A 19893-nucleotide genomic window follows, 5' to 3' on the forward strand; every position below is an offset into this window, starting at 1 on the left:
TCGGGCGGGCCCGGCCCGCCTCGTACGCTGTCCCCATGACCGATCCTGCCGTCCGCCGTCTGCTGCTGGTGCACGCGCACCCGGACGACGAGTCGATCAACAACGGGGCCACGATGGCCCGGTACGCGGCCGAGGGCGCCGGGGTCACGCTCGTGACCTGCACCCTCGGAGAAGAGGGCGAGGTCATCCCGCCCGCTCTCGCGCACCTGGCGGCCGACCGGGAGGACGGTCTCGGCGCCCACAGGAGCGGTGAACTGGCCGCCGCGATGAAGGAGCTGGGGGTCACCGACCACCGCTTCCTGGGCGGCCCGGGGCGGTTCAGGGACTCCGGGATGATGGGGCTGCCCCAGAACGACCGCGAGGACGCCTTCTGGCACGCGGAGCCGGACACCGCCGCCGCGCACCTCGTCGCGGTGATCCGCGAGGTCCGTCCGCAGGTGCTGGTGACGTACGACCCCGACGGCGGGTACGGACATCCGGACCACATCCAGGCCCACCGCGTCGCGACGCGCGCCGCGGAGCTGTCCGGCGACGTCGGTTTCCGGCCGGATCTGGGAGCGCCCCACACGATCGCCAAGATCTACTGGAACCGCGTGCCGCGCTCGGTCGCCGAGGAGGGTTTCGCCAGGCTGCGCGCGGCCGGTGACCTCTTCCCGGGAGTGGCCGGGGTCGGCGACGTGCCGGGGGTGGTGGACGACGCGGAGATCACCGCGGAGGTCGACGGTACGGCGTACGCGGACCGCAAGGCGGCCGCGATGCGCGCCCACGCCACCCAGATCCTCGTGGACGGGCCGTTCTTCGCCCTCTCCAACGACCTCGGGCAGCCGCTCTTCACCACGGAGTACTACCAGTTGGCGCACGGCACGTCCGGGGCACCCGCGGGTGAGCGCGAGACCGACCTGTTCGCGGGTACGGTCGCGTGAGCGGGCAGCGCGGACCCGGGCCGTACGGCACCGCACCGGCGGGACCGGGACGTATCGCCGCCTATCTCCTCCTGCTGGTGCTCGGCGCGGTGGTGGGGATCGCCGGTTCGCTCGTCCAAGGCGGTTGGTTCCCGGGCGGTTTGCTGCTCGCGCTGGTCGCCACGGCGGGAGTTTTCACCGGTGGCATGCGGGTAACCGGCACGCAACTGGGCGTCGGAGCGCCCGCCGCGGGCTGGTTGGTGGCGGTCATCCTGTTGAGTATCGGCAGACCTGAGGGGGACGGAGCCTTCGCCGCGGGCCTCGGACCGCTCGTCTACCTGCTCGGCGGGATGGTAGTGGCTGTGATCTGTGCCACCATGTCGCGGTTGCCGCAACCGGGCTCGAAGTCCGGCCGACTTGGGAAGTGACGCGCCCGTCTGCTGCTGAATTGACCGTGTCCGTCACACCGCCGGGGCTCTCGCTCCGTACGGTCGTCGGTTACGGGTCGGCGCAGCCCAGTATGGTGGTGCGCGCTCCGGGCCGTCCCCTCCTGCATGGGGGACCGAGAAGTTGAGTGCCAGTAAGAACGGGCGGCGGAGCCAACCGGGAGAACCTGCTTTGAGTCGTGAAACTGACAGTTCGTCCTCCGGGCCCCAGGGGCGCGGCGGAGCAGCGTACCCCTCGGGGACACCGCCGTACGGATCCCGCCAGTATCCGTCGCCGCATCCCCAGCAGGACGCCTCGGAGGAGACCGGCGTCATGCCCGTCCCCCCCCAGCCGGACGAGCCCAGAACCGAGACCACGCTGACCACCCGCATCCGGATCAACATCCCGGGTTCGCGGCCGATCCCCCCTGTCGTGATGCGTACGCCCATGGCCGACGGCGAGGGCACGGACGGCCGGGGCGCGGCCGCCGCCGAGCAGACGGGCACCTTCACTCGCCCCGACGCCGCCCCTGAGGGGCAGGACGAGGGCGACGCGCGGGCCGAAGGGGCCGCGGAGGACGGCGCGGGGAAGCCGCCCAGCGACTGGTTCGCGCCACGCAAGGCGTCGAACGCGCCCCCGCCCGGTGGCGGGATGGGCGCGGGAGCGGCGGCCGTCGCGGGCACGCCGGGCCAGCCCCCGGCGGGGCAGGGCTCCCCGGCGGGGCAGGGCGGGGGCGAGGGCCGCCCCGAGCTGCCGTACCGCACCGAGGAACAGCGGCAGACGCCGCACAGCTCCCTCAGCGACCTCGACGCCGGCGCGGGTCCGCGTCCCGGCGCCGGGGGCAACGCCTTCACCCCGGGCGGACACACCCCGGGGGGCGGTTTCCGGCCGGCCGGGGACGGGCCCAACGGCCCGACCACGGGGCCGGTCACGGGCAGTTCGCCGCTGACCACCCCGCCCTCGGCCTTCACCCCGCCGGGGACCGGCCACGGCGCCCCCGGGGCCGGCCAGGGTCCCGGCGCGTTCGGCGGGGGTCCCGGCGGTCCGCCGCGGATGTCCGACGACACCGCCGTACTGACCCCGCAGGTGCACGCCCCCGAGCCGTCGCCCGGCGCCGGCCACGTCTCGGGCGACACGCTCACCAGCGGGATCCCCGTGGTCCCGCCGGAGCACCGCTCGCCGTTCCCGGGCTCGGCCCCGGGCGCCGGCGGCCGGACCGGGCACCCGGACGACGCGGCGGGCCGCGACGACGCCGACCGGGCGATGCCGTCCTTCCCCGGCGGCCCGGGCGGTCCCGGTGGTACGCCCGCGGCGCCGGGCACCAAGTCCCCCGCCCCGCGCCCCCAGGCCGCCGCCCCGGCGCCGAGGAAGAAGGGCCGCTCCAAGCTGGTCCTGCTGACCGCCGCGCTGGTCGTGGCGGCCGGCGGCCTCTACGGCGCCGGCCTGCTGATGAACCACTCCGCGGTCCCCAAGGGCACCACGGTCCTCGGGGTGGACATCGGCGGCGGCACCCGCGACGAGGCGGTCAACACGCTCGACACCCGGCTCGGCAAACTGGCCGCCACGCCGATGGAGCTGAGTGTCGGCGGCAAGACGGAGAAGCTGCCGCCGGACAAGGCGGGCCTCACCCTGGACAGCCAGGCGACCGTCAGGAACGCCGCGGGCAGCGACTACAACCCCGTGTCGGTGATCGGGTCGCTCTTCGGCGGCAAGCGGATCGTCGAGCCGGTGATCCCGGTGGACGAGGAGAAGCTGAGCGTCGCGCTCACCGACCTGGCCGGGGTCTCGGGCTCCGCCAGGGAGGGCACGATCCGGTTCGAGCCGGGCAAGGCCGTCGCCGTACCGGGCAAGGCGGGTGAGTCCCTGGACGTCAAGCGGTCGATGCTGTCCGTGCAGGACGCGTACCGGGCGCAGGTCCAGACGGGCAAGGTGACGGTCGTCGAGCTGCCCGTCACCACCCGCCAGCCGGCGATAAGCCAGGCGGAGATCGACCGGGCGATGAAGGAGTTCGCCGAGCCCGCGATGTCCGACCTGGTCACGATCCAGGCGGGGGGCAAGCAGATCCAGTTCGGTCCGGCGAAGTCCCTCCCGAAGATCCTGTCCATGAAGGCGGTCGACGGGAAGCTCGTCGAGTACTACGACCGCAAGGCCATCGACCAGCTGCTCGAAGGCGTCTTCGACGGCATCACGATCACCCGCGCCGACGGCCAGGAGCACCCGGTCAACTCGGCGGACGTGGCCCTCGCGATGCAGAAGGCCCTGCGCGGCAAGACGCCCGCGGAGCGCACGCAGGAGATCGATCTCGACCCGAGCTGACACCGGTCGCGCGCCGTGCGACAGGCGCCCGCCCACCGCTCTCCCCGGAGCCCCCGCCCCCACCGGGCGGGGGCTCCGGCGTTTCCCGGGACCCGGGGACCCGGAGACCCGGACCCGGAGACCGGGACCCGAAGGCGTGTGCGGAAGATGACGGATGTCATACCGGGTCCACGACCCGGGACACTGACGCCGGTACGGTTCCTGGCGCCACGATGGGTCCATGACGACGACCACCGCACCCCCCACCACGGCCACGACGTCCGTCGTGCGCTTCGAGGACGTGCACAAGCGGTACGGCTCCGTGCACGCCGTCGCCGGCCTGTCCCTCACGCTGCACCCGGGCGAGACCGTGGCGCTCCTCGGCCCCAACGGCGCCGGCAAGTCCTCCGCCCTCGACCTGCTCCTGGGGCTCAGGAACGCGGATTCCGGCACGGTGACCCTGTTCGGCACGAGCCCCCAGGAGGCCCTCGCGGCGGGCCGGGTCGGGGCCATGCTCCAGAGCGGCGGGCTGATGGAGGAGGTCAGGGTGCGGGAGCTGGTCAAGCTCGCCTGCGACCTGCACCCCAAGCCGTACCCCGTCTCCGAGGTGCTGGCCAGGGCCGGGATCACCCAGATCGCCGACCGTATGGTCCACAAGCTCTCCGGCGGCCAGGAGCAGCGGGTCCGCTTCGCGCTCGCCACGGCGGGCGCCAACGACCTGATCGTCCTGGACGAGCCGACCACCGGCATGGACGTCACCGCCCGCCAGGCGTTCTGGGCGACGATGCGGGAGCAGGCGGACCAGGGCCGTACGGTCCTCTTCGCCACCCACTACCTGGAGGAGGCCGACGCGATCGCCGACCGGGTGCTGGTCCTCTACAAGGGCCGGCTGCTGGCCGACGGGACGGCCGCCGAGATCAAGGCGAAGGCGGGCGCCCGCCGGATCTCCTTCGACCTGGACCCCGGCGAGCACGGCGTGATCGACGAGAACGACCTGCGCGAGCTGCCGTTCCTGAGCACGCTGTCCGTGTCGGGGACCACCGTACGGATCCAGTCGCACGACGCGGACGCGACCGTGCACGCGCTGTACCGGGCGGGTCTCTACCCGCAGAACCTGGAAGTCGCCGGGCTGGGCCTGGAGCAGGCCTTCGTCGCCCTCACCGAGGCCGAGGAGGCCAGGACCGCGTGAACACCCTGATCAAGCTGGAGATCACCCGCACCCTGCGGAACAAGAAGTTCATGTTCTTCTCGGTGATCTACCCGGCCGTGCTGTTCCTGGTGATCGCGGGCCCCCAGGGCGACGGCGAGGTGCCCGGCACCGACCTGTCCCTGGGCGCCTTCTACATGGTCGCGATGGCCTCCTTCGGCGCTCTGACCGCCGTCCTGATGGGCAACAGCGAGAAGATCGCCAAGGAGCGGGAGAAGGGCTGGGTCCGGCAGCTGCGGCTGACCGCCCTGCCGGGGCGCGGCTACGTGCTCGCCAAGATCGCCAGTTCCGGTGTGGTGGCGCTGCCGTCCATCCTGATCGTCTTCGTCGTCGCGGGGGTCTCCAAGGGCGTGCGCCTGGAGGTCTGGCAGTGGCTCGCCCTGACCGGGGTCATCTGGGCGGGCAGCCTGGTCTTCGCCGCGCTCGGGGTGGCCATCGGCTACCTCGCCTCGGGGGACGCCGTCCGGCCGGTCACGATGATCCTGTACTTCGCGCTGTCCATCCTCGGCGGGCTCTGGCTGCCCACCACCACGTATCCGAAGTGGCTCCAGAACATCGCGGAATGGCTGCCCACCCACGCCTACGCGGCCCTCGGCCAGGCCGTCGAGCTGGGCGGCTCACCGCATCCCAAGGACGTCGCGATCCTGGTCGCGTACTTCGCGCTCTTCGCCGGTGGCGCCGCCTGGCTCTACCGGAAGGACACCCTGAAGGCGTGAGTACGAAGACCTTCGCGCCCCCGGGGCCGCCGCCGGAGCGGACCCGCGTCGGGCAGCCGCCGGAGCAGTCCCGCCAGACCCTGGTGAAGCTGATGTGGATCGGCATCTGGCTGGCCTTCCTGGGCGCGCCGCTGAGCGACATCTTCAGCGGCGCGCACACGCCGGGGGCGGACGTGCTCGGCGGGCTGGGGCTGGCCGCGTTCGTCGCGGTCTACCTGGGCCTGATCTTCCGGCACACCGCGAGGACGCTCGACCCGCGGACCGTGTACGCGGCGCTGGCCTTCATGTTCGCCCTCTCGCTGCTGCTCTCGGCGACGCTGGACTCGCCGTGGCTCGTCCTGTTCGTCTACACGTCGGTGGCGGCCGGGGCGGCGCTGCCGCCGTCCTTCGCCCGGCCGGCGATCCTGGTCGCCGTGGCCGCGATGACCGTGACCGGCCTGTGGACGGACGAGGGGCGCGACTTCGTGACCTCCCTGGTGATCCCCGCGCTGCTCGGCGGCTTCGCGATGTCGGGCGTACGGCAGCTGGTCCGTACGACCGTGGAGCTGCGCGAGGCGCGGGCCACCGTCGCCCAGCTCGCCGCCAACGAGGAGCGGCTGCGGCTCGCGCGGGACCTGCACGACCTCCTCGGCCACTCCCTGTCGCTGATCACCCTCAAGAGCGAGCTGGCGGGCCGGATGCTCCCCGGGCGCCCGGAGCGGGCCGCCGAGCAGGTCGCGGACATCGAGCGGGTCAGCCGCCAGGCGCTCACGGACGTACGGGAAGCGGTGTCCGGCTACCGCAGGCCCACGCTCCCCGGCGAGCTGGCGGGGGCCCGTACGACGCTGGCGGTCGCCGGCATCGCCGGGGACGTACCGACCGGCCTGCCGCCGGGGCTGGCGGACGGGGGGCTGTGCGAGAAGAGCGAGGCGGCGCTCGCCTGGTCGCTGCGGGAGGCGGTCACCAATGTCGTACGGCACAGCGCGGCGCGCCGCTGCGTGGTCTGCCTGACGCCGCGCCAGACGCTGGAGGGCCCGGTGCTCGAACTCACCGTGGAGGACGACGGCGTCGGCACGGCGGGCACGGGCACCGCCGGTTTCGGCAACGGCCTCACCGGCCTGACCGAACGCCTCGGCGAGGTCGGCGGGACGCTGGAGGCGGGGTCGACGCGGGGCGGATTCGTCCTGACCGTCCGCGCACCGCTGGCCGCCGCCCCGGACGGCCCGTCGCGCTGAGGAGCCCGTCCGGCGGTCGAGGACACCTGCGGGCCGCGCCCGCGCACCGGGCAGGCGGACCGCGCTGTCTACTGTGGCCCCATGGTGAGCCCCGTGAGAGTCCTCCTCGCCGAGGACCAGTCGATGGTGCGCGAGGCGCTGGCCGCGCTGCTCGGTCTGGAGCCGGACATCGAGGTGGTGGCGCAGGTGGCGCGCGGCGACGAGGTCCTCGCGGCGGCGCGCGCCCAGGAGGTGGACGTCGCGCTGCTGGACATCGAGATGCCGGGGATGTCCGGGATCGAGGCGGCGGCGGTCCTGCACGAGGAACTGCCCGCGCTCAAGGTCGTCGTCCTGACCACGTTCGGCCGGCCCGGGTATCTGCGCCGTGCGATGGAGTCGGGCGCGGACGCCTTCCTGGTCAAGGACGCGCCCGCGGCCCAACTGGCGGACGCCGTACGGCGGGTCCTCGCCGGGGAGCGGGTCATCGACCCGACCCTGGCGGCGGCGGCCCTGGCGGACGGCGCGAATCCGCTGACGGACCGGGAGCGCGGGATCCTGCGGGCGGCGGCGGACGGCTCGACCAACGCGGAACTGGCCGCGGCCCTTCACCTGTCCCAGGGCACGGTCCGCAACTACCTGTCGACGGCGATCCAGAAGCTGGCGGCCCGCAACCGCGCGGAGGCGGTCCGGATAGCGCGGGAGAAGGGCTGGCTCTAGACCGCACCCGCCGCCGAGGAGAGGACACGCGCACGGCAACCGGCCGGGACCCTGGAGTCCCGGCCGGTTTACGGCACCCGCACGGCCGTACGCTGTTCAGACTGACGCGTCCGTATATCGGTACCGGGTCCGTCAAGTTGCCTGCGTGTTAAAGAAATTGTTGTGCTTTATTCGCTTTCGTCCCCCGAATCCGTACCGCCGCCGTTTTCGTCCCGCCCGGCCGGTACGATCCGCCGCTCCTCCGCGAAATGGCAGGCGGAGGGGTGCGCGGCGGGCCCGGACGCCGCCGCGAAGACCTCCGGGACCGCCAGCACCGGCTGCTCCCGCGCGCAGATCTCCTGGGCCTTCCAGCAGCGCGTACGGAACCGGCAGCCGGACGGCGGGCTGGCCGGTGACGGCACGTCACCCACCAGGATGATCCGCTCCCGGTGCTCCCGCGCGGTCGGGTCGGGCAGCGGCACGGCGGAGAGCAGTGCCTGCGTGTACGGATGGGTCGGGTGGTCGTAGATCTCGGCGTCGCTGCCGATCTCCGCGATCCGCCCCAGGTACATGACGCCGACCCGGTCGGAGATGTGCCGGACGATCGACAGGTCGTGCGCGATGAAGATGTACGACAGGTCGAACTCGTCCTGGAGCCGTTCCATCAGGTTGATGACCTGCGCCTGCACGGACACGTCCAGGGCGGAGACGGGCTCGTCGGCGACGATGATCTCCGGCTGGAGCGCGAGCCCGCGGGCGATGCCGATGCGCTGGCGCTGGCCGCCGGAGAACTGGTGCGGATACCGGTTGATGTACTCGGGGTTGAGGCCGACCACGTCGAGCAGGTCCTGGACCTTGCGCCGCCGGTCGCCCTTCGGCGCGACCTCGGGGTGGATCTCGAAGGGTTCCCCGATGATGTCGCCGACCGTCATGCGCGGGTTGAGCGAGGTGTACGGGTCCTGGAACACCATCTGGATGTTGCGGCGCACGGCCTTCAGCGCCCGCCCGGACAGCTTGCCGATGTCCTCGCCCTTGTACCGGATCTCCCCGGACGTCGGCCGTTCCAGGTTCACCAGCATCTTCGCCACGGTCGACTTGCCGCAGCCGGACTCCCCCACGATGCCGAGGGTCTCGCCGGCGGCCAGGTCGAAGGAGACCCCCGAGACCGCCTGGACCGCCCCGACCTGCTTCCTGACGAGGATCCCCCGGGTCAGCGGGAAGTTCTTGACCAGGTCACGCACTTCGAGAATGGCCTCGGCCATCGAGCGTCTCCCTCCAGAAGTAGCAGGCGCTCTCGCGGCCCGCGCCGACCTCGAACAGCGGTGGCACGTCCTTGCGGCAGACGTCCTGGGCCAGGGGGCAGCGCGGGTGGAAGGCGCAGCCCCGCGGGATGTTCGTCAGGTTCGGCGGCAGCCCCCGGATCGCGTACAGCTGGGAGCCCTTCTGGTCGAGCCGGGGGATCGAGTCGAGCAGGCCGACGGTGTAGGGGTGGGCCGGTTTCTTGTAGATCTCGAAGACGGGGGCGGACTCGACGATGCGTCCCGCGTACATCACCGCGATCTTGTCGGCGACGTCGGCGACCACGCCGAGGTCGTGGGTGATGAGGATCAGCCCCATGTTCAGTTCGCGCTGGAGTTCCGCGAGCAGCTCCATGACCTGGGCCTGGACGGTGACATCGAGGGCGGTGGTCGGTTCGTCCGCGATGATGAGCGCGGGCTCCAGGGCGAGCGCCATCGCGATCATGATGCGCTGGCGCATCCCGCCGGAGAACTGGTGCGGGTAGTCGTTGACGCGCTCGTGCGCGGCGGGGATCCGTACCCGGTCCATCAGTTCGACCGACTTGGCCTTGGCCTCCTTGCGGGACATCCCCCGGTGCACGATGAACATCTCGCCGAGCTGGGCGCCCACGGTGAGCACCGGGTTGAGCGAGGAGAGCGCGTCCTGGAAGATCATCGCCATCTGGGCGCCCCGGATCTTCCGCCGCTGGTCCTCCTTGAGCTTGAGGATGTCCTGGCCCTGGAAGATCACCTCGCCGCCGGTGATCTTCCCCGGTGGCATGTCGAGGATGCCCATGATGGCCTGGGCGGTGACGGACTTGCCGGACCCGGACTCGCCGAGCACGGCGAGGGTCTCGCCCGCCTCGACGGAGTACGTGACGCCGTTGACGGCCTTGGCGACGCCCTCGCGGGTGTGGAACTCCACGTGCAGGTCGCGCACTTCGAGCAACATGGGACCGGGCTCCTCAGCGCAGCTTGGGATCGAGGGCGTCGCGTACGGCGTCGCCGAGCATGATGAAGGCGAGCACGGTGAGCGCCAGCGCCCCGGCCGGCCAGAGCAGCGCGTGCGGGGCGTTGCGGATGTTCGGCGAGGCGTCCGAGATGTCGATCCCCCAGGAGACGGTGGGCGGTTTGAGGCCGACACCGAGGTACGAGAGGGTCGCCTCCAGCGAGATGAACGTGCCGAGCGCGATGGTCGCGACGACGATGACCGGGGCGATGGCGTTGGGCATGATGTGCCGGATCAGCATCCGGGTGTTGGAGGCGCCGAGCGCGCGCGCCGCCTGGACGTAGTCGTGCTGTTTGACGGTGATGACCGAGCCGCGGGCGATGCGGGAGATCTGCGGCCAGCCGAGCACGATCATGAATCCGACCACGGGCCAGACGGTGGAGTTGGAGACCACGGACAGCAGCACCAGACCGCCGAGGACGACGGGGATGCCGAAGAAGATGTCGGTGATGCGGGAGAGGACCGCGTCCCAGCCGCCGCCGTAGAACCCGGCGAGTCCGCCGAGGATCGAGCCGACGAGCGCGACGCCCGCGCTGGCGCAGACGCCGACGGTGACCGAGGCCCTGGCCCCGTACACGGTACGGGTGTAGACGTCGCAGCCCTGGGCGTCGAAGCCGAAGGGGTGGCCCGAGCGGGCCCCCTGCTCGGAGTCGATGAGGTTGCAGGTGAGGGGGTTCTGGGTGGCGATCGAGTACGGCCAGATCGCGATGACCACCAGGAACAGGATGATCAGCCCGGAGATGACGAAGACGGGGTTGCGCCGCAGGTCGCGCCACGCGTCGGACCACAGGCTGCGGGCCCGCCCCTCGGAGCCGCCTCCGTCGGGGCCCTCGGGCTCGTTCTCCAGGGTGGCGCCCTCGCTGGTGGCGAGGTCCATCGCGCCCCCGGCTCCGGTCGCCGCGATGGCGCCACCGTCCTCCGGGACTCCGTCCTCGGCGGGAAGCTGCGGCTCAGGCATACCGGATCCTCGGGTCGAGAACGGCGTAGAGGAGGTCGACCAGGAGATTCGCCAGCAGGAAGACGATGACCAGCACGGTCACGAAGCCGACGACGGTCTGGGTGTTCTGGCGCAGGATGCCCTGGTAGAGCTGGAATCCGACGCCGTGGATGTTGAAGATGCGCTCGGTGACGATCGCGCCGCCCATGAGCGCCCCGATGTCCGTACCGATGAAGGTGATCACCGGGATCAGGGAGTTGCGCAGCAGGTGCCGGATGACGACCCGGTGGCGCGGCAGGCCCTTGGCGGTGGCGGTACGGACGTAGTCGGAGCGGGCGTTCTCGGCGATCGAGGTCCGGGTGAGGCGGGTGACGTACGCGAGCGAGACGGAGGCGAGCACCAGCCCGGGGACGATGAGTTCGTCGAGCGGCGCCGAGGAGGAGACGGACGGCTCGATGATGTTCCACTTCACGCCGAGCAGCAGTTGGGCCAGCAGGCCGGTGACGAAGGTCGGGACGGCGATGACGACCAGGGTCAGCAGCAGGACGCCGGTGTCGGTGAAGCTGCCCCGGCGCAGTCCCGTGATCACGCCGAAGATGATCCCGATGACGAGTTCGAAGACGATGGCGACCAGGGTGAGGCGGATGGTGACGGGGAAGGCCGAGCCCATCAGGTCGATGACCTTCTCGCCGTTGAAGGCGGTGCCGAAGTTCCCGGAGAACACGTGGCCCATGTAGGTGAGGTATTGCTGCCAGAGGGGCTTGTCGAGGCCGAAGTCCTTGCGCAGCTGGGTGATGGTCGCCGGGTCGCACTGCTTGTCACCGCACAGGCCCGCGATGGGGTCTCCCTGAATGTTGACCATCAGGAAGATCAGCAGCGTGGTGCCGATGAAGACGGGGATCATCTGCAGCAGACGCCGGATCACATAACGTCCCATGGACGGCTCCGGGGGTCGTGGGATGCGGGGCGCTCGGGGAGGGGCGGGCCCTCCCGCTCGGGGAGGGGCGGGCCTTCGGCGAACGGTGTGCGGCCCGGCACGGGACGCGCGCCGGGCCGTGCGCCGCGGTGGCTCAGCCGACCTTGATCTCGTTGTAGACGGGGACGCTGAACGGGTTCAGCGCGACGTTCGAGATCTTGTCCGAGAAGCCGGCGCTGCCGTTCTGGTACCAGAGCGGGACGGCGGCCATCTGGTCCCGTACGACCCCCTCGGCCTGCTGGAAGGTCTTGACGGCCTTCGCCTCGTCGGTCTCGGCGTTGGCCTGGTTGACCAGCTTGTCGAACTGGGGGTTGCTGAACTGGCCGTCGTTGGAGGAGGCGCCGGTGAAGTACAGCGGCTGGAGGAAGTCCTGGATCAGCGGGTAGTCCATCTGCCAGCCGGCCCGGAACGGGCCCTTCATCTTGTGCTGGCCGATCTGGTTGCGGAAGTCCGCGAAGGTGCCGACGGGCCGGCCCACGCAGGCCTTGTCGTTGCCCACCACGTTGTTGATGTTGTTGCAGACGGCGTCGACCCACACCTTGTGGGAGCCGGTGTCCGCGTTGTACGTGATGGTGAGCTTGCCGCCGGGGAAGCCGCCGGCGTCCGAGATCATCTTCTTGGCGGCCGACGCGTTGAACGTGCACTTCGAGCCGCAGAGCCCGGCCTGGTAGCCGCCGGCCTTGCCGAGGACCGGGGAGGTCCAGTCGGTGGCCGGGGTACGGGTCTTCTGGAAGATGGTCTCGGTGATCTGCGGGCGGTTGATCGCCATGGAGATGCCGGTGCGGAGCTTGACGCCGTTCGGGCCGCTCCATGCCTTGTCGTAGAACGGGAAGGCGAGGGTCTGGATGATGCCGGCCGGGGTGTTGATGTACCGGCCGTCGAGGTCGGACTTCACGTTCCGCAGCTGGTTCGCCGGGACGTCGTCGACGAGGTCGAGGTTGCCCGCGACGAGGTCGGTGTAGGCGGTGTTGTTGTCGGTGTAGACCTTGAGGTCCACGCCCCCGTTCCTGGCCTTGTCCGGGCCGGGGTACTTCTTCCAGGTGCGCAGGGACATCTGGGAGCCCCGGTCGTACTTCTGGACCTGGTACGGGCCGTTGCCGACCGGCTTGGAGAGCCAGGCCGAGTGGTGCGTGAAGAACGTCTGCGGAAGCGGCGAGAAGGCGGCGTACCCGAGGGTGTCGGGGAAGGTGGAGAACTTCTGCGAGAGGCGGATCGTGAACGTCTGGCCGCCGGTGACCTTGAGGCCGGACATCGTGGTGGCGGTGGCCTTGCCCGTCTCCGGGTGGACCTTGTCGTACCCGTCGATGTACTGGAAGAACGACGCGTTCTTCTGGTTGTTCTTCAGGGCCGCGCCGTAGTTCCAGGCGTTCACGAAGGACTTCGCGGTGACCTTCTCGCCGTTGCTGAACGTCCAGCCGTTCTTGACGGTGACGTTGAAGTTCTGCGCGTCCTTGGTGGTGATCGACTGCGCGAGCGCGTTCTCCGCCTTGGCGGTCTTCGGGTTGTAGCGCTTGAGTCCCCGGAAGATCAGGTCGAGGACCTTGCCGCCCTGCACCTCGTTGGTGTTGGCGGGTTCGAGGGGGTTCTGCGGGTCGCCCCAGGAAGCGCTCACGACCCCGCTGGATCCGCTGCTGCCACTACTGCTGCTGCCGCTGCCGCTCCCACTGCCGCCGCTGCCACAGGCCGTCGCGGCAAGAGCGACGGCCACCGTGCATGCGGCCCACTTGGCGTGCGTGGCTCCACGCATGGAACTGCCTCCTCGGAGTACGTGTCTCGCGTACGCCCAAATATCAGGGCATAAGAGACAAGACGCACACTTAACCCACCCGAATGGGCGTGACTCCATCCGGATGTACGCATTCCGGCGCTCCGGTGCCCGCATATCGGACTCATCGACCCAACCGTCCCGATATGTCACCGAACGTCTCTTCGGTTCCCCCATGCGTGTACCAAGCATGTATCTGGTCGAGGTCATGCGCCGGTCATGGCCCAAAAGAGGGCGTCAAGCTCGTCCGGATTTCATTGACTCTGCATGAATTGCGTTGAAAAGGTCCGCATAGCCCGTGGGTCGACCGCGGATACCTCTGTCCCCTCCGGGCCTGGAGCATCATGACGTTTTCCACTCCCCCGGCCACCGCCCCCTTCGAGACGGTGGCCGCCGGCGGCGCCCCGGCCGCCGGCGCGCCCGCCCCCAAGGGCGGGGCCGGGCGTTCCCCCGGGCAGCTGGCCTGGCGGCGCTTCAAGCGGGACCGCACCGGTCTCGTCTCGGCCGTCGTCGTGGTCCTGTTCTTCGTGGTGGCCGTCTGCGCGCCGCTGATCGCCAAGGTGTACGGGAAGAACCCGTACGACACCTACGGCCAGGACCGTCCGGGGCTGCTCAACGAGTTCGGCTTCCCGATCAAGCCCAACGGCGGCATCAGCGGCCAGTTCTGGTTCGGCCTGGAGCCCGGTCTCGGCCGGGACGTCTTCACGTTCCTGCTGTACGGCATCCGCAACTCGCTGCTCATCGCCACCGCGACCACCCTCCTGGTCACCGGCCTGGGCGTGGTGGTCGGCATCACCGCCGGGTACCTCGGCGGGAAGACCGACTTCTTCATCGGCCGGATCATCGACATCCTGCTGGCCTTCCCGTCGACGCTGTTCTTCATCGCCCTGTGGCCCGTGCTGATCTCGATCCTCGTCTCGCCCGAGGAGAACACCCCGGTCTGGCTGACGGTGTTCAGCCTGATCGCGGTGATGACCGCGTTCGGCTGGGCGCCCATGGCCCGGCTGCTGCGCGGCGAGGTGCTGGCCCTGCGGGAGCGGGAGTTCGTGGAGGCGGCGAAGGTGACCGGCGCCTCACCCGCGCGGATCATCTTCAAGGAGCTGCTGCCCAACCTGTGGACGCCGATCCTCATCCAGGCGACCCTCGCGCTCCCCCTGTACGTCACCACCGAGGCGGGCCTCGCCTTCCTCGGCGTGGGCCTGACCTCGCCCACCCCCGACTGGGGCGTGATGATCCAGCGCGGCTCGAACATCTACCAGAACGACATCACCTTCATGCTCTTCCCGGGCGTGGCGATGGTCGTCTTCGTCATCGCGTTCAACCTTCTCGGCGACTCGGTGCGCGACGCGCTCGACCCCAGGACCAGGCGCTGAACCAAGGACTCCCCTCCGGTCCGGGCGACGGCGCCCGTCGGACTCATCGTTTCTCTCTTCGACCAGGGCAGGAAGCAATGTCCCTCTCCCGCAGGAACTTCATGATCGCCACGTCGGTCGCCGTCGGCGGCTCGATGGCACTCGCCGCGTGCAGCAGCGGAAACTCCGGAGGTGGCGGCACCGGGGGCGCCAAGGCCGGCACGAACACGTACACGGGCAAGTCGGTCACCGTCGGCACGGCGGCGGACTCGACGGGCCCCGCGCCGGAGATAGCCGGCGCCACCAAGGGCGGCACCCTGCGGCCGATCGGGATGGACGACTTCTCCCACCTGGACCCGCAGCGGATCTACTTCTCCTGGAACTCCCAGGTCGGCAACCTGTACATCCGGTGCCTCACCGGCTACAAGATCGCGCCCGACGGCACGATGAAGCTGGTGGGCGACCTCGCCACCGACGCGGGCACCATGTCCGACGCGGGCAAGACCTGGACCTTCACGCTGAAGGACGGGCTCAAGTGGGAGGACGGCAGCGAGCTGACCGTCGACGACGTGCGCCACGGCATCGAGCGCGGCTTCGCGAGCTTCACCACCGAGGGCGCCACGTACGTCCAGAACGCGCTGACCGGCAGCACCGACTTCCGGTCCGTCTACAAGGGCCCGTACAGCGGCAGGCACCTGGACTCCGTGGTCACGGACGCCGCGAAGAAGACCATCACCTTCCACCTGAAGCTGGCCCGCCCGGACCTCAACTTCACGCTGGCGATGCACTCGTACGGCGCGGTGCCGGTCAAGCTGGACACCAAGGAGAAGTACGACAAGGACCCGGTGTCGGCGGGCCCGTACAAGATCAAGCAGCACGCCGTCGACAAGTCGATGACCCTGGTGCGCAACCCCCACTGGGACCCGGCGACGGACTCGATCCGCAACGCCTACCCGGACAGCTTCGCCTTCGAGTTCGGCCCGCAGGGACTGGCCCAGACCGACCGGCTCATCGCCGACTCCGGCGACGACCAGTACGCGCTCCAGGCGTACGGCAACGTGCCCGCCGAGCGCATCCAGCAGGTCCTCACCGACGCGACGCTCAAGAAGCGCTCCATCGACGGCCTGCTGACCGGGCTGTACTACTACGCGATCAACATGAAGCGGATCCCCGACCTGAAGGTCCGCCAGGCGCTGATCCACGCGTGGCCGCTGGAGCAGATCCGTACGATCTACGGCGGCCCCTCCGCCGGTGACTACGCGACCACGATCCTGAGCCCCGACATCCTCGGCCGGGTGAAGTACGACGCCTACGGCAAGCTCACCAAGCCGCAGGGCGACCCGGAGAAGGCCAAGGCGCTCCTCAAGGAGGCCGGCAAGACCGGTCAGAAGATCGTCTACGCGTTCCCGCAGAGCGACACGTACGACAAGACGAAGGTCGTCATCGAGAACGCGCTCAAGAAGGCCGGCTTCACCCCGGTCATCAAGCCGCTGGACTCGACCAGCTACTACGACCAGATCCAGCAGATCGACAACCAGTTCGACGTCATGTGGTTCGGCTGGGCCCCGGACTGGCCGACCGGCTACACGCTGATCCAGCCCCTCCTGGACGGCAGGACCATCGGCAACGGCGCGAACAACATCTCCCAGCTCAACGTCCCGGCGATCAACAAGGAGATCGACAAGGACGTCGTGATCCCGGACCCGGTGAAGGCCGGGGCCGCCTGGGCCGCGCTCGACAAGAAGATCATGACGGAGCAGGCGCCGCTCATCCCGGAGACCTACCAGCGCCGCTTCTACCTGTACGGCTCGAAGGTCGGCGGCTCCCTCTTCGACCCGCTGTTCTCCGCGTCCGTCCTCTACAAGCTGTACGCGAAGGCCTGACGCGATCCGGTGGGGCGCCGCACCCGCGGTGCCCCGCCGGCCGGCCCCACCCACCGCCATCGGCGCCTGCCAGGGAAACCCATCGCCATGTTCCGCTTCCTCGTCCGCCGGACATTCGGCGCACTCGTGATCCTGCTGATCATCAGCGCGATCACCTTCGTCCTCTTCTACGTCGCACCGCGCGACCCCGCACGCGTCGCCTGCGGCAAGGTCTGCACGCCCGAGACCCTGGCTCTGGTGCGCCGCAACCTGGGGATCGCCGATCCGCTGCCCGTGCAGTACTGGCACTGGCTGCAAGCCGTCTTCGTCGGCCGCGACTACCCGTCGTTCGGGCACTGCCCCGCGCCCTGCCTCGGGTACTCCTTCCACAACCGGGAGCCGGTCCTCGGCACGATCCTCGACCGCTTCCCGACGACGCTCTCGCTCTCCATCGGCAGCGCCGTGGTCTTCGTGATCGTCGGAGTCGGTACGGGCATGCTCGCCGCGGTGAAGCAGGGCAAGGCGCTGGACAAGGTGGCCTCCTCGGCCTCGCTGATCGGCTCCTCGCTCCAGATCTACATCGTGGGCGTCCTGGCGGTGTACTACCTGACCGACCAGTGGCACCTCCTCAGCCGCCCCCAGTACGTCCCCCTCACCGAGGACCCCTGGGGCTGGTTCCAGGGGCTGCTGCTGCCCTGGTTCGTGCTGGCGCTGATCTTCACGGCCAACTACACCCGCATGGCCCGCTCCCAGCTGGTCGAGTCGCTCAGCGAGGACTACGTGCGCACGGCGCGCGCCAAGGGCCTCTCCCGCCGGACCGTCTTCTTCCGGTTCGCCTGGCGGGGGGCCATGGGGCCGATCGTCACGATCTTCGGCCTCGACCTCGGCTATCTGCTCGGCGGCGCGATCATCACCGAGCAGACCTTCAGCCTGCACGGCATCGGCGCCCTCTCCATCAAGGCCGTCCAGGACAACGACCTGCCCCTCCTGCTCGGCGTCGTCCTGGTCGCCGCCACCGCCATCGTCGTCTTCAACATCATCGTCGACGCGGTGTACGCGCTCATCGACCCGCGCGTGCGCCTCGCCTAGGAGAGATCCCCATGACCACCCCCTCCCTCTCCGGCCCCGGCCCCTCCGCCCCCACCCCCTCCGGTCCCTTCCTCGCCGTACGGGACCTGCGGGTCCACTTCTCCACCGAGGACGGCACCGTCAAGGCCGTCGACGGCCTCTCCTTCGAGGTGGAGAAGGGCAGGACCCTCGGCATCGTCGGCGAGTCCGGCTCCGGCAAGTCCGTCACCAACCTGTCGATCCTCGGACTGCACGACCGGCGGCACACCACGATGGAGGGCGAGATCCTCCTGGAGGGCAAGGACCTGCTCACGGCGTCGGAGGGGGAGCTGGAGCGGCTGCGCGGCAACAAGATGTCCATGATCTTCCAGGACGCGCTGGCCTCCCTGTCGCCGTACCACACGATCGGCAAACAGATCTCGGAGACGTACCGCAAGCACACCGGCGCCTCCAAGAAGGAGGCCCGCGCGCGGGCCGTCGAGATGCTGCGGCGGGTCGGCATCCCGCAGCCGGACGTACGGGTGGACGACTACCCGCACCAGTTCTCCGGCGGCATGCGGCAGCGCGCGATGATCGCCATGGCGCTGGTCTGCGACCCCGAGCTGCTGATCGCGGACGAGCCGACGACCGCGCTCGACGTGACCGTACAGGCCCAGATCATGGACCTGCTCAAGGATCTCCAGCAGGAGACCGGCACGGCGATCGTCTTCATCACCCACGACCTCGGCGTCATCGCCGACATCGCGGACGAGGTGCTGGTGATGTACGCGGGGCGCTGTGTGGAGCGCGGCACGAAGAAGGACGTCCTGAACGCTCCCCAACACCCGTACACCTGGGGGCTGCTGGGCTCCATGCCGAGCCTCGACGGACCGGTGGACGTGCCGCTCTCGCCGATCCCCGGCACCCCGCCGAGCCTGCTCAACCCGCCGTCCGGCTGCCGCTTCCACCCCCGGTGCGCCTTCGCCGAACAGGTCGGCGGCGGGCGGTGCGCGACCGAGCAGCCGCCGCTCGACCTGGTGGACGGGCGCGGGGCCGCCTGCCATCTGACCCCCGCCCAACGGGTCGAGTTCTCCGCCGACTTCGCCGGTTCCCGGCTCCACTGACGTACGACAGAAGGGATTTCACACCATGAACAGCACCGAACCCCTCCTGGACGTCGCCGGGCTCACCAAGCACTTCCCGATCAAGGGCGGTTTCCCGGTCCGGCGGACGGTCGGCGCCGTCCAGGCGGTCGACGGGCTCGACTTCACCGTCGCCGGGGGCGAGAGCCTCGGCCTGGTCGGCGAGTCGGGGTGCGGCAAGTCGACCACCGGCCGGCTGATCACCCGGCTGCTGGAGCCGACCGCCGGCCGGATCACCTACCGGGGCCGGGACATCACCCACGCCTCGCGCCGGGAGATGGCCCCGCTGCGCTCCGAGATCCAGATGATCTTCCAGGACCCGTACGCCTCGCTGAACCCCCGCCAGACCGTCGGCAAGATCATCTCCGGCCCGATGGAGATCAACGACGTCAATCCGCGCGGCGGCCGGGAGCGCCGGGTGCGGGAGCTGCTGGAGACGGTCGGGCTCAACCCCGAGCACTACAACCGCTTCCCGCACGAGTTCTCGGGCGGCCAGCGCCAGCGGATCGGCGTCGCCAGGGCCCTGGCTCTGGAGCCCAAGCTGATCGTGGCCGACGAGCCGGTCTCCGCGCTGGACGTCTCCATCCAGGCGCAGGTGGTCAACCTGCTCCAGCAGCTCCAGCGCGACCTCGGCATCGCCTTCCTCTTCATCGCGCACGACCTGGCGATCGTGCGGCACTTCTCGCAGCGGGTCGCGGTCATGTACCTGGGCCGGATCGTGGAGGTCGCCGACCGCGACGACCTGTACGGCAACCCCCGCCACCCGTACACCCGGGCGCTGCTCTCCGCCGTGCCCGAGGCGACCGCCGAGAACGTGCCGCGCCGTGAGCGGATCCTGCTCACCGGGGACGTGCCCTCACCGGTCCACCCGCCGTCCGGCTGCCGCTTCCGCACCCGCTGCTGGAAGGCCACCGAGCGGTGCGCGACCGAGACTCCTCCGCTGGTACGCGTGGAAGGCAGCCGCTCCGGCCACCTGACCGCGTGCCACTACCCGGAGGACCCACAGACGGTGCCGGCGGCTCGGGGCGTTGCCGCCGGCACCCCTCTCCCCCCAGACCCCCCGGCACGGTTCTGAACACCCCTTTTTCGAA

General features: G+C 70.3%; 17 protein-coding genes. 12 read left to right on the forward strand and 5 right to left on the reverse strand.

Annotated elements, in window-relative coordinates:
• The first annotated feature begins 35 nt into the window (after window positions 1–35).
• The 7 genes from mshB to ACIODU_RS26590 all read left to right on the forward strand — a co-directional run bounded on the left by mshB (window position 36) and on the right by ACIODU_RS26590 (window position 7456).
• On the forward strand, window positions 36–923 hold the full coding sequence (gene mshB, locus ACIODU_RS26560) for an N-acetyl-1-D-myo-inositol-2-amino-2-deoxy-alpha-D-glucopyranoside deacetylase (RefSeq protein WP_401770338.1): 888 nt from the start codon (window positions 36–38) through the stop codon (window positions 921–923).
• Window positions 920–1330, forward strand: a complete 411-nt coding sequence (locus ACIODU_RS26565; RefSeq protein ID WP_356430928.1) for a DUF6113 family protein — start codon at window positions 920–922, stop codon at window positions 1328–1330. Before mshB ends, ACIODU_RS26565 begins: the two co-directional genes overlap by 4 nt.
• Window positions 1331–1661: 331 nt before the next feature.
• On the forward strand, window positions 1662–3644 hold the full coding sequence (locus tag ACIODU_RS26570) for a hypothetical protein (protein WP_401770341.1): 1983 nt from the start codon (window positions 1662–1664) through the stop codon (window positions 3642–3644).
• Window positions 3645–3864: 220 nt separating this feature from the next.
• On the forward strand, window positions 3865–4812 hold the full coding sequence (locus ACIODU_RS26575; RefSeq protein WP_356430924.1) for an ABC transporter ATP-binding protein: 948 nt from the start codon (window positions 3865–3867) through the stop codon (window positions 4810–4812).
• Window positions 4809–5546, forward strand: a complete 738-nt coding sequence (locus ACIODU_RS26580) for an ABC transporter permease (RefSeq protein ID WP_356430922.1) — start codon at window positions 4809–4811, stop codon at window positions 5544–5546. Before ACIODU_RS26575 ends, ACIODU_RS26580 begins: the two co-directional genes overlap by 4 nt.
• A 92-nt stretch (window positions 5547–5638) precedes the next feature.
• Window positions 5639–6760: a sensor histidine kinase gene (locus tag ACIODU_RS26585; protein WP_356430951.1), complete on the forward strand. Its 1122-nt coding sequence runs from the start codon at window positions 5639–5641 to the stop codon at window positions 6758–6760.
• An 81-nt stretch (window positions 6761–6841) separates the two neighbouring features.
• Window positions 6842–7456 (forward strand): response regulator transcription factor, encoded by a 615-nt coding sequence (locus ACIODU_RS26590; protein WP_401770345.1) that lies wholly within the window; start codon window positions 6842–6844, stop codon window positions 7454–7456.
• Window positions 7457–7623: 167 nt separating this feature from the next.
• On the opposite strand, the gene ACIODU_RS26595 is transcribed toward ACIODU_RS26590, so the two are convergent.
• The 5 genes from ACIODU_RS26595 to ACIODU_RS26615 form a co-directional block, all read right to left on the reverse strand.
• Window positions 7624–8697 (reverse strand): dipeptide ABC transporter ATP-binding protein, encoded by a 1074-nt coding sequence (locus ACIODU_RS26595; protein ID WP_356430918.1) that lies wholly within the window; start codon window positions 8695–8697, stop codon window positions 7624–7626.
• A complete protein-coding gene (locus tag ACIODU_RS26600) occupies window positions 8669–9664 on the reverse strand; it encodes an ABC transporter ATP-binding protein (protein ID WP_401770347.1) in 996 nt (331 codons plus the stop codon). Before ACIODU_RS26600 ends, ACIODU_RS26595 begins: the two co-directional genes overlap by 29 nt.
• A gap of 13 nt (window positions 9665–9677) precedes the next feature.
• Window positions 9678–10679 carry an ABC transporter permease gene (locus ACIODU_RS26605; RefSeq protein WP_356430914.1) on the reverse strand — a complete coding sequence of 334 codons (1002 nt, stop codon included), beginning with the start codon at window positions 10677–10679 and terminating at the stop codon, window positions 9678–9680.
• Entirely contained in the window at window positions 10672–11595 is a 924-nt protein-coding gene (locus ACIODU_RS26610) for an ABC transporter permease (RefSeq protein ID WP_356430913.1), read from the reverse strand. Before ACIODU_RS26610 ends, ACIODU_RS26605 begins: the two co-directional genes overlap by 8 nt.
• Before the next feature lie 133 nt (window positions 11596–11728).
• Complete coding sequence (locus ACIODU_RS26615; RefSeq protein WP_401770351.1) at window positions 11729–13381, reverse strand: ABC transporter substrate-binding protein; 1653 nt, start codon at window positions 13379–13381, stop codon at window positions 11729–11731.
• Between the two features lie 362 nt (window positions 13382–13743).
• On the opposite strand from ACIODU_RS26615, the gene ACIODU_RS26620 reads away from it, so the two are divergent.
• The 5 genes from ACIODU_RS26620 to ACIODU_RS26640 all read left to right on the forward strand — a co-directional run bounded on the left by ACIODU_RS26620 (window position 13744) and on the right by ACIODU_RS26640 (window position 19877).
• The gene (locus tag ACIODU_RS26620) at window positions 13744–14772 is read left to right on the forward strand and encodes an ABC transporter permease (protein ID WP_356430909.1); all 1029 of its coding nucleotides are present in this window, start codon (window positions 13744–13746) and stop codon (window positions 14770–14772) included.
• Window positions 14773–14849: 77 nt separating this feature from the next.
• Window positions 14850–16634 (forward strand): ABC transporter substrate-binding protein, encoded by a 1785-nt coding sequence (locus ACIODU_RS26625; protein WP_401770354.1) that lies wholly within the window; start codon window positions 14850–14852, stop codon window positions 16632–16634.
• 87 nt (window positions 16635–16721) lie between these two features.
• On the forward strand, window positions 16722–17702 hold the full coding sequence (locus ACIODU_RS26630) for an ABC transporter permease (RefSeq protein ID WP_161312454.1): 981 nt from the start codon (window positions 16722–16724) through the stop codon (window positions 17700–17702).
• Window positions 17703–17713: 11 nt separating this feature from the next.
• Complete coding sequence (locus tag ACIODU_RS26635) at window positions 17714–18784, forward strand: ABC transporter ATP-binding protein (protein ID WP_356430905.1); 1071 nt, start codon at window positions 17714–17716, stop codon at window positions 18782–18784.
• Window positions 18785–18809: 25 nt separating this feature from the next.
• The gene (locus ACIODU_RS26640) at window positions 18810–19877 is read left to right on the forward strand and encodes a dipeptide ABC transporter ATP-binding protein (protein ID WP_356430903.1); all 1068 of its coding nucleotides are present in this window, start codon (window positions 18810–18812) and stop codon (window positions 19875–19877) included.
• The last annotated feature ends 16 nt before the right edge of the window (window positions 19878–19893 follow it).

It is taken from the genome of Streptomyces sp. NPDC088261, from assembly GCF_044740805.1.
Taxonomy (GTDB): domain Bacteria; phylum Actinomycetota; class Actinomycetes; order Streptomycetales; family Streptomycetaceae; genus Streptomyces.

Coding starts and splice junctions, on each gene's coding strand:
- mshB (WP_401770338.1), top strand. CDS start 36: ATGACCGATCCTGCCGTCCGCCGTCTGCTGCTGGTGCACGCGCACCCG.
- ACIODU_RS26570 (WP_401770341.1), top strand. CDS start 1,662: ATGCCCGTCCCCCCCCAGCCGGACGAGCCCAGAACCGAGACCACGCTG.
- ACIODU_RS26575 (WP_356430924.1), top strand. CDS start 3,865: ATGACGACGACCACCGCACCCCCCACCACGGCCACGACGTCCGTCGTG.
- ACIODU_RS26585 (WP_356430951.1), top strand. CDS start 5,639: ATGTGGATCGGCATCTGGCTGGCCTTCCTGGGCGCGCCGCTGAGCGAC.
- ACIODU_RS26590 (WP_401770345.1), top strand. CDS start 6,842: ATGGTGAGCCCCGTGAGAGTCCTCCTCGCCGAGGACCAGTCGATGGTG.
- ACIODU_RS26595 (WP_356430918.1), bottom strand. CDS start 8,697: ATGGCCGAGGCCATTCTCGAAGTGCGTGACCTGGTCAAGAACTTCCCG.
- ACIODU_RS26600 (WP_401770347.1), bottom strand. CDS start 9,664: ATGTTGCTCGAAGTGCGCGACCTGCACGTGGAGTTCCACACCCGCGAG.
- ACIODU_RS26605 (WP_356430914.1), bottom strand. CDS start 10,679: ATGCCTGAGCCGCAGCTTCCCGCCGAGGACGGAGTCCCGGAGGACGGT.
- ACIODU_RS26610 (WP_356430913.1), bottom strand. CDS start 11,595: ATGGGACGTTATGTGATCCGGCGTCTGCTGCAGATGATCCCCGTCTTC.
- ACIODU_RS26615 (WP_401770351.1), bottom strand. CDS start 13,381: ATGCGTGGAGCCACGCACGCCAAGTGGGCCGCATGCACGGTGGCCGTC.
- ACIODU_RS26620 (WP_356430909.1), top strand. CDS start 13,744: ATGACGTTTTCCACTCCCCCGGCCACCGCCCCCTTCGAGACGGTGGCC.
- ACIODU_RS26625 (WP_401770354.1), top strand. CDS start 14,850: ATGTCCCTCTCCCGCAGGAACTTCATGATCGCCACGTCGGTCGCCGTC.
- ACIODU_RS26630 (WP_161312454.1), top strand. CDS start 16,722: ATGTTCCGCTTCCTCGTCCGCCGGACATTCGGCGCACTCGTGATCCTG.
- ACIODU_RS26635 (WP_356430905.1), top strand. CDS start 17,714: ATGACCACCCCCTCCCTCTCCGGCCCCGGCCCCTCCGCCCCCACCCCC.
- ACIODU_RS26640 (WP_356430903.1), top strand. CDS start 18,810: ATGAACAGCACCGAACCCCTCCTGGACGTCGCCGGGCTCACCAAGCAC.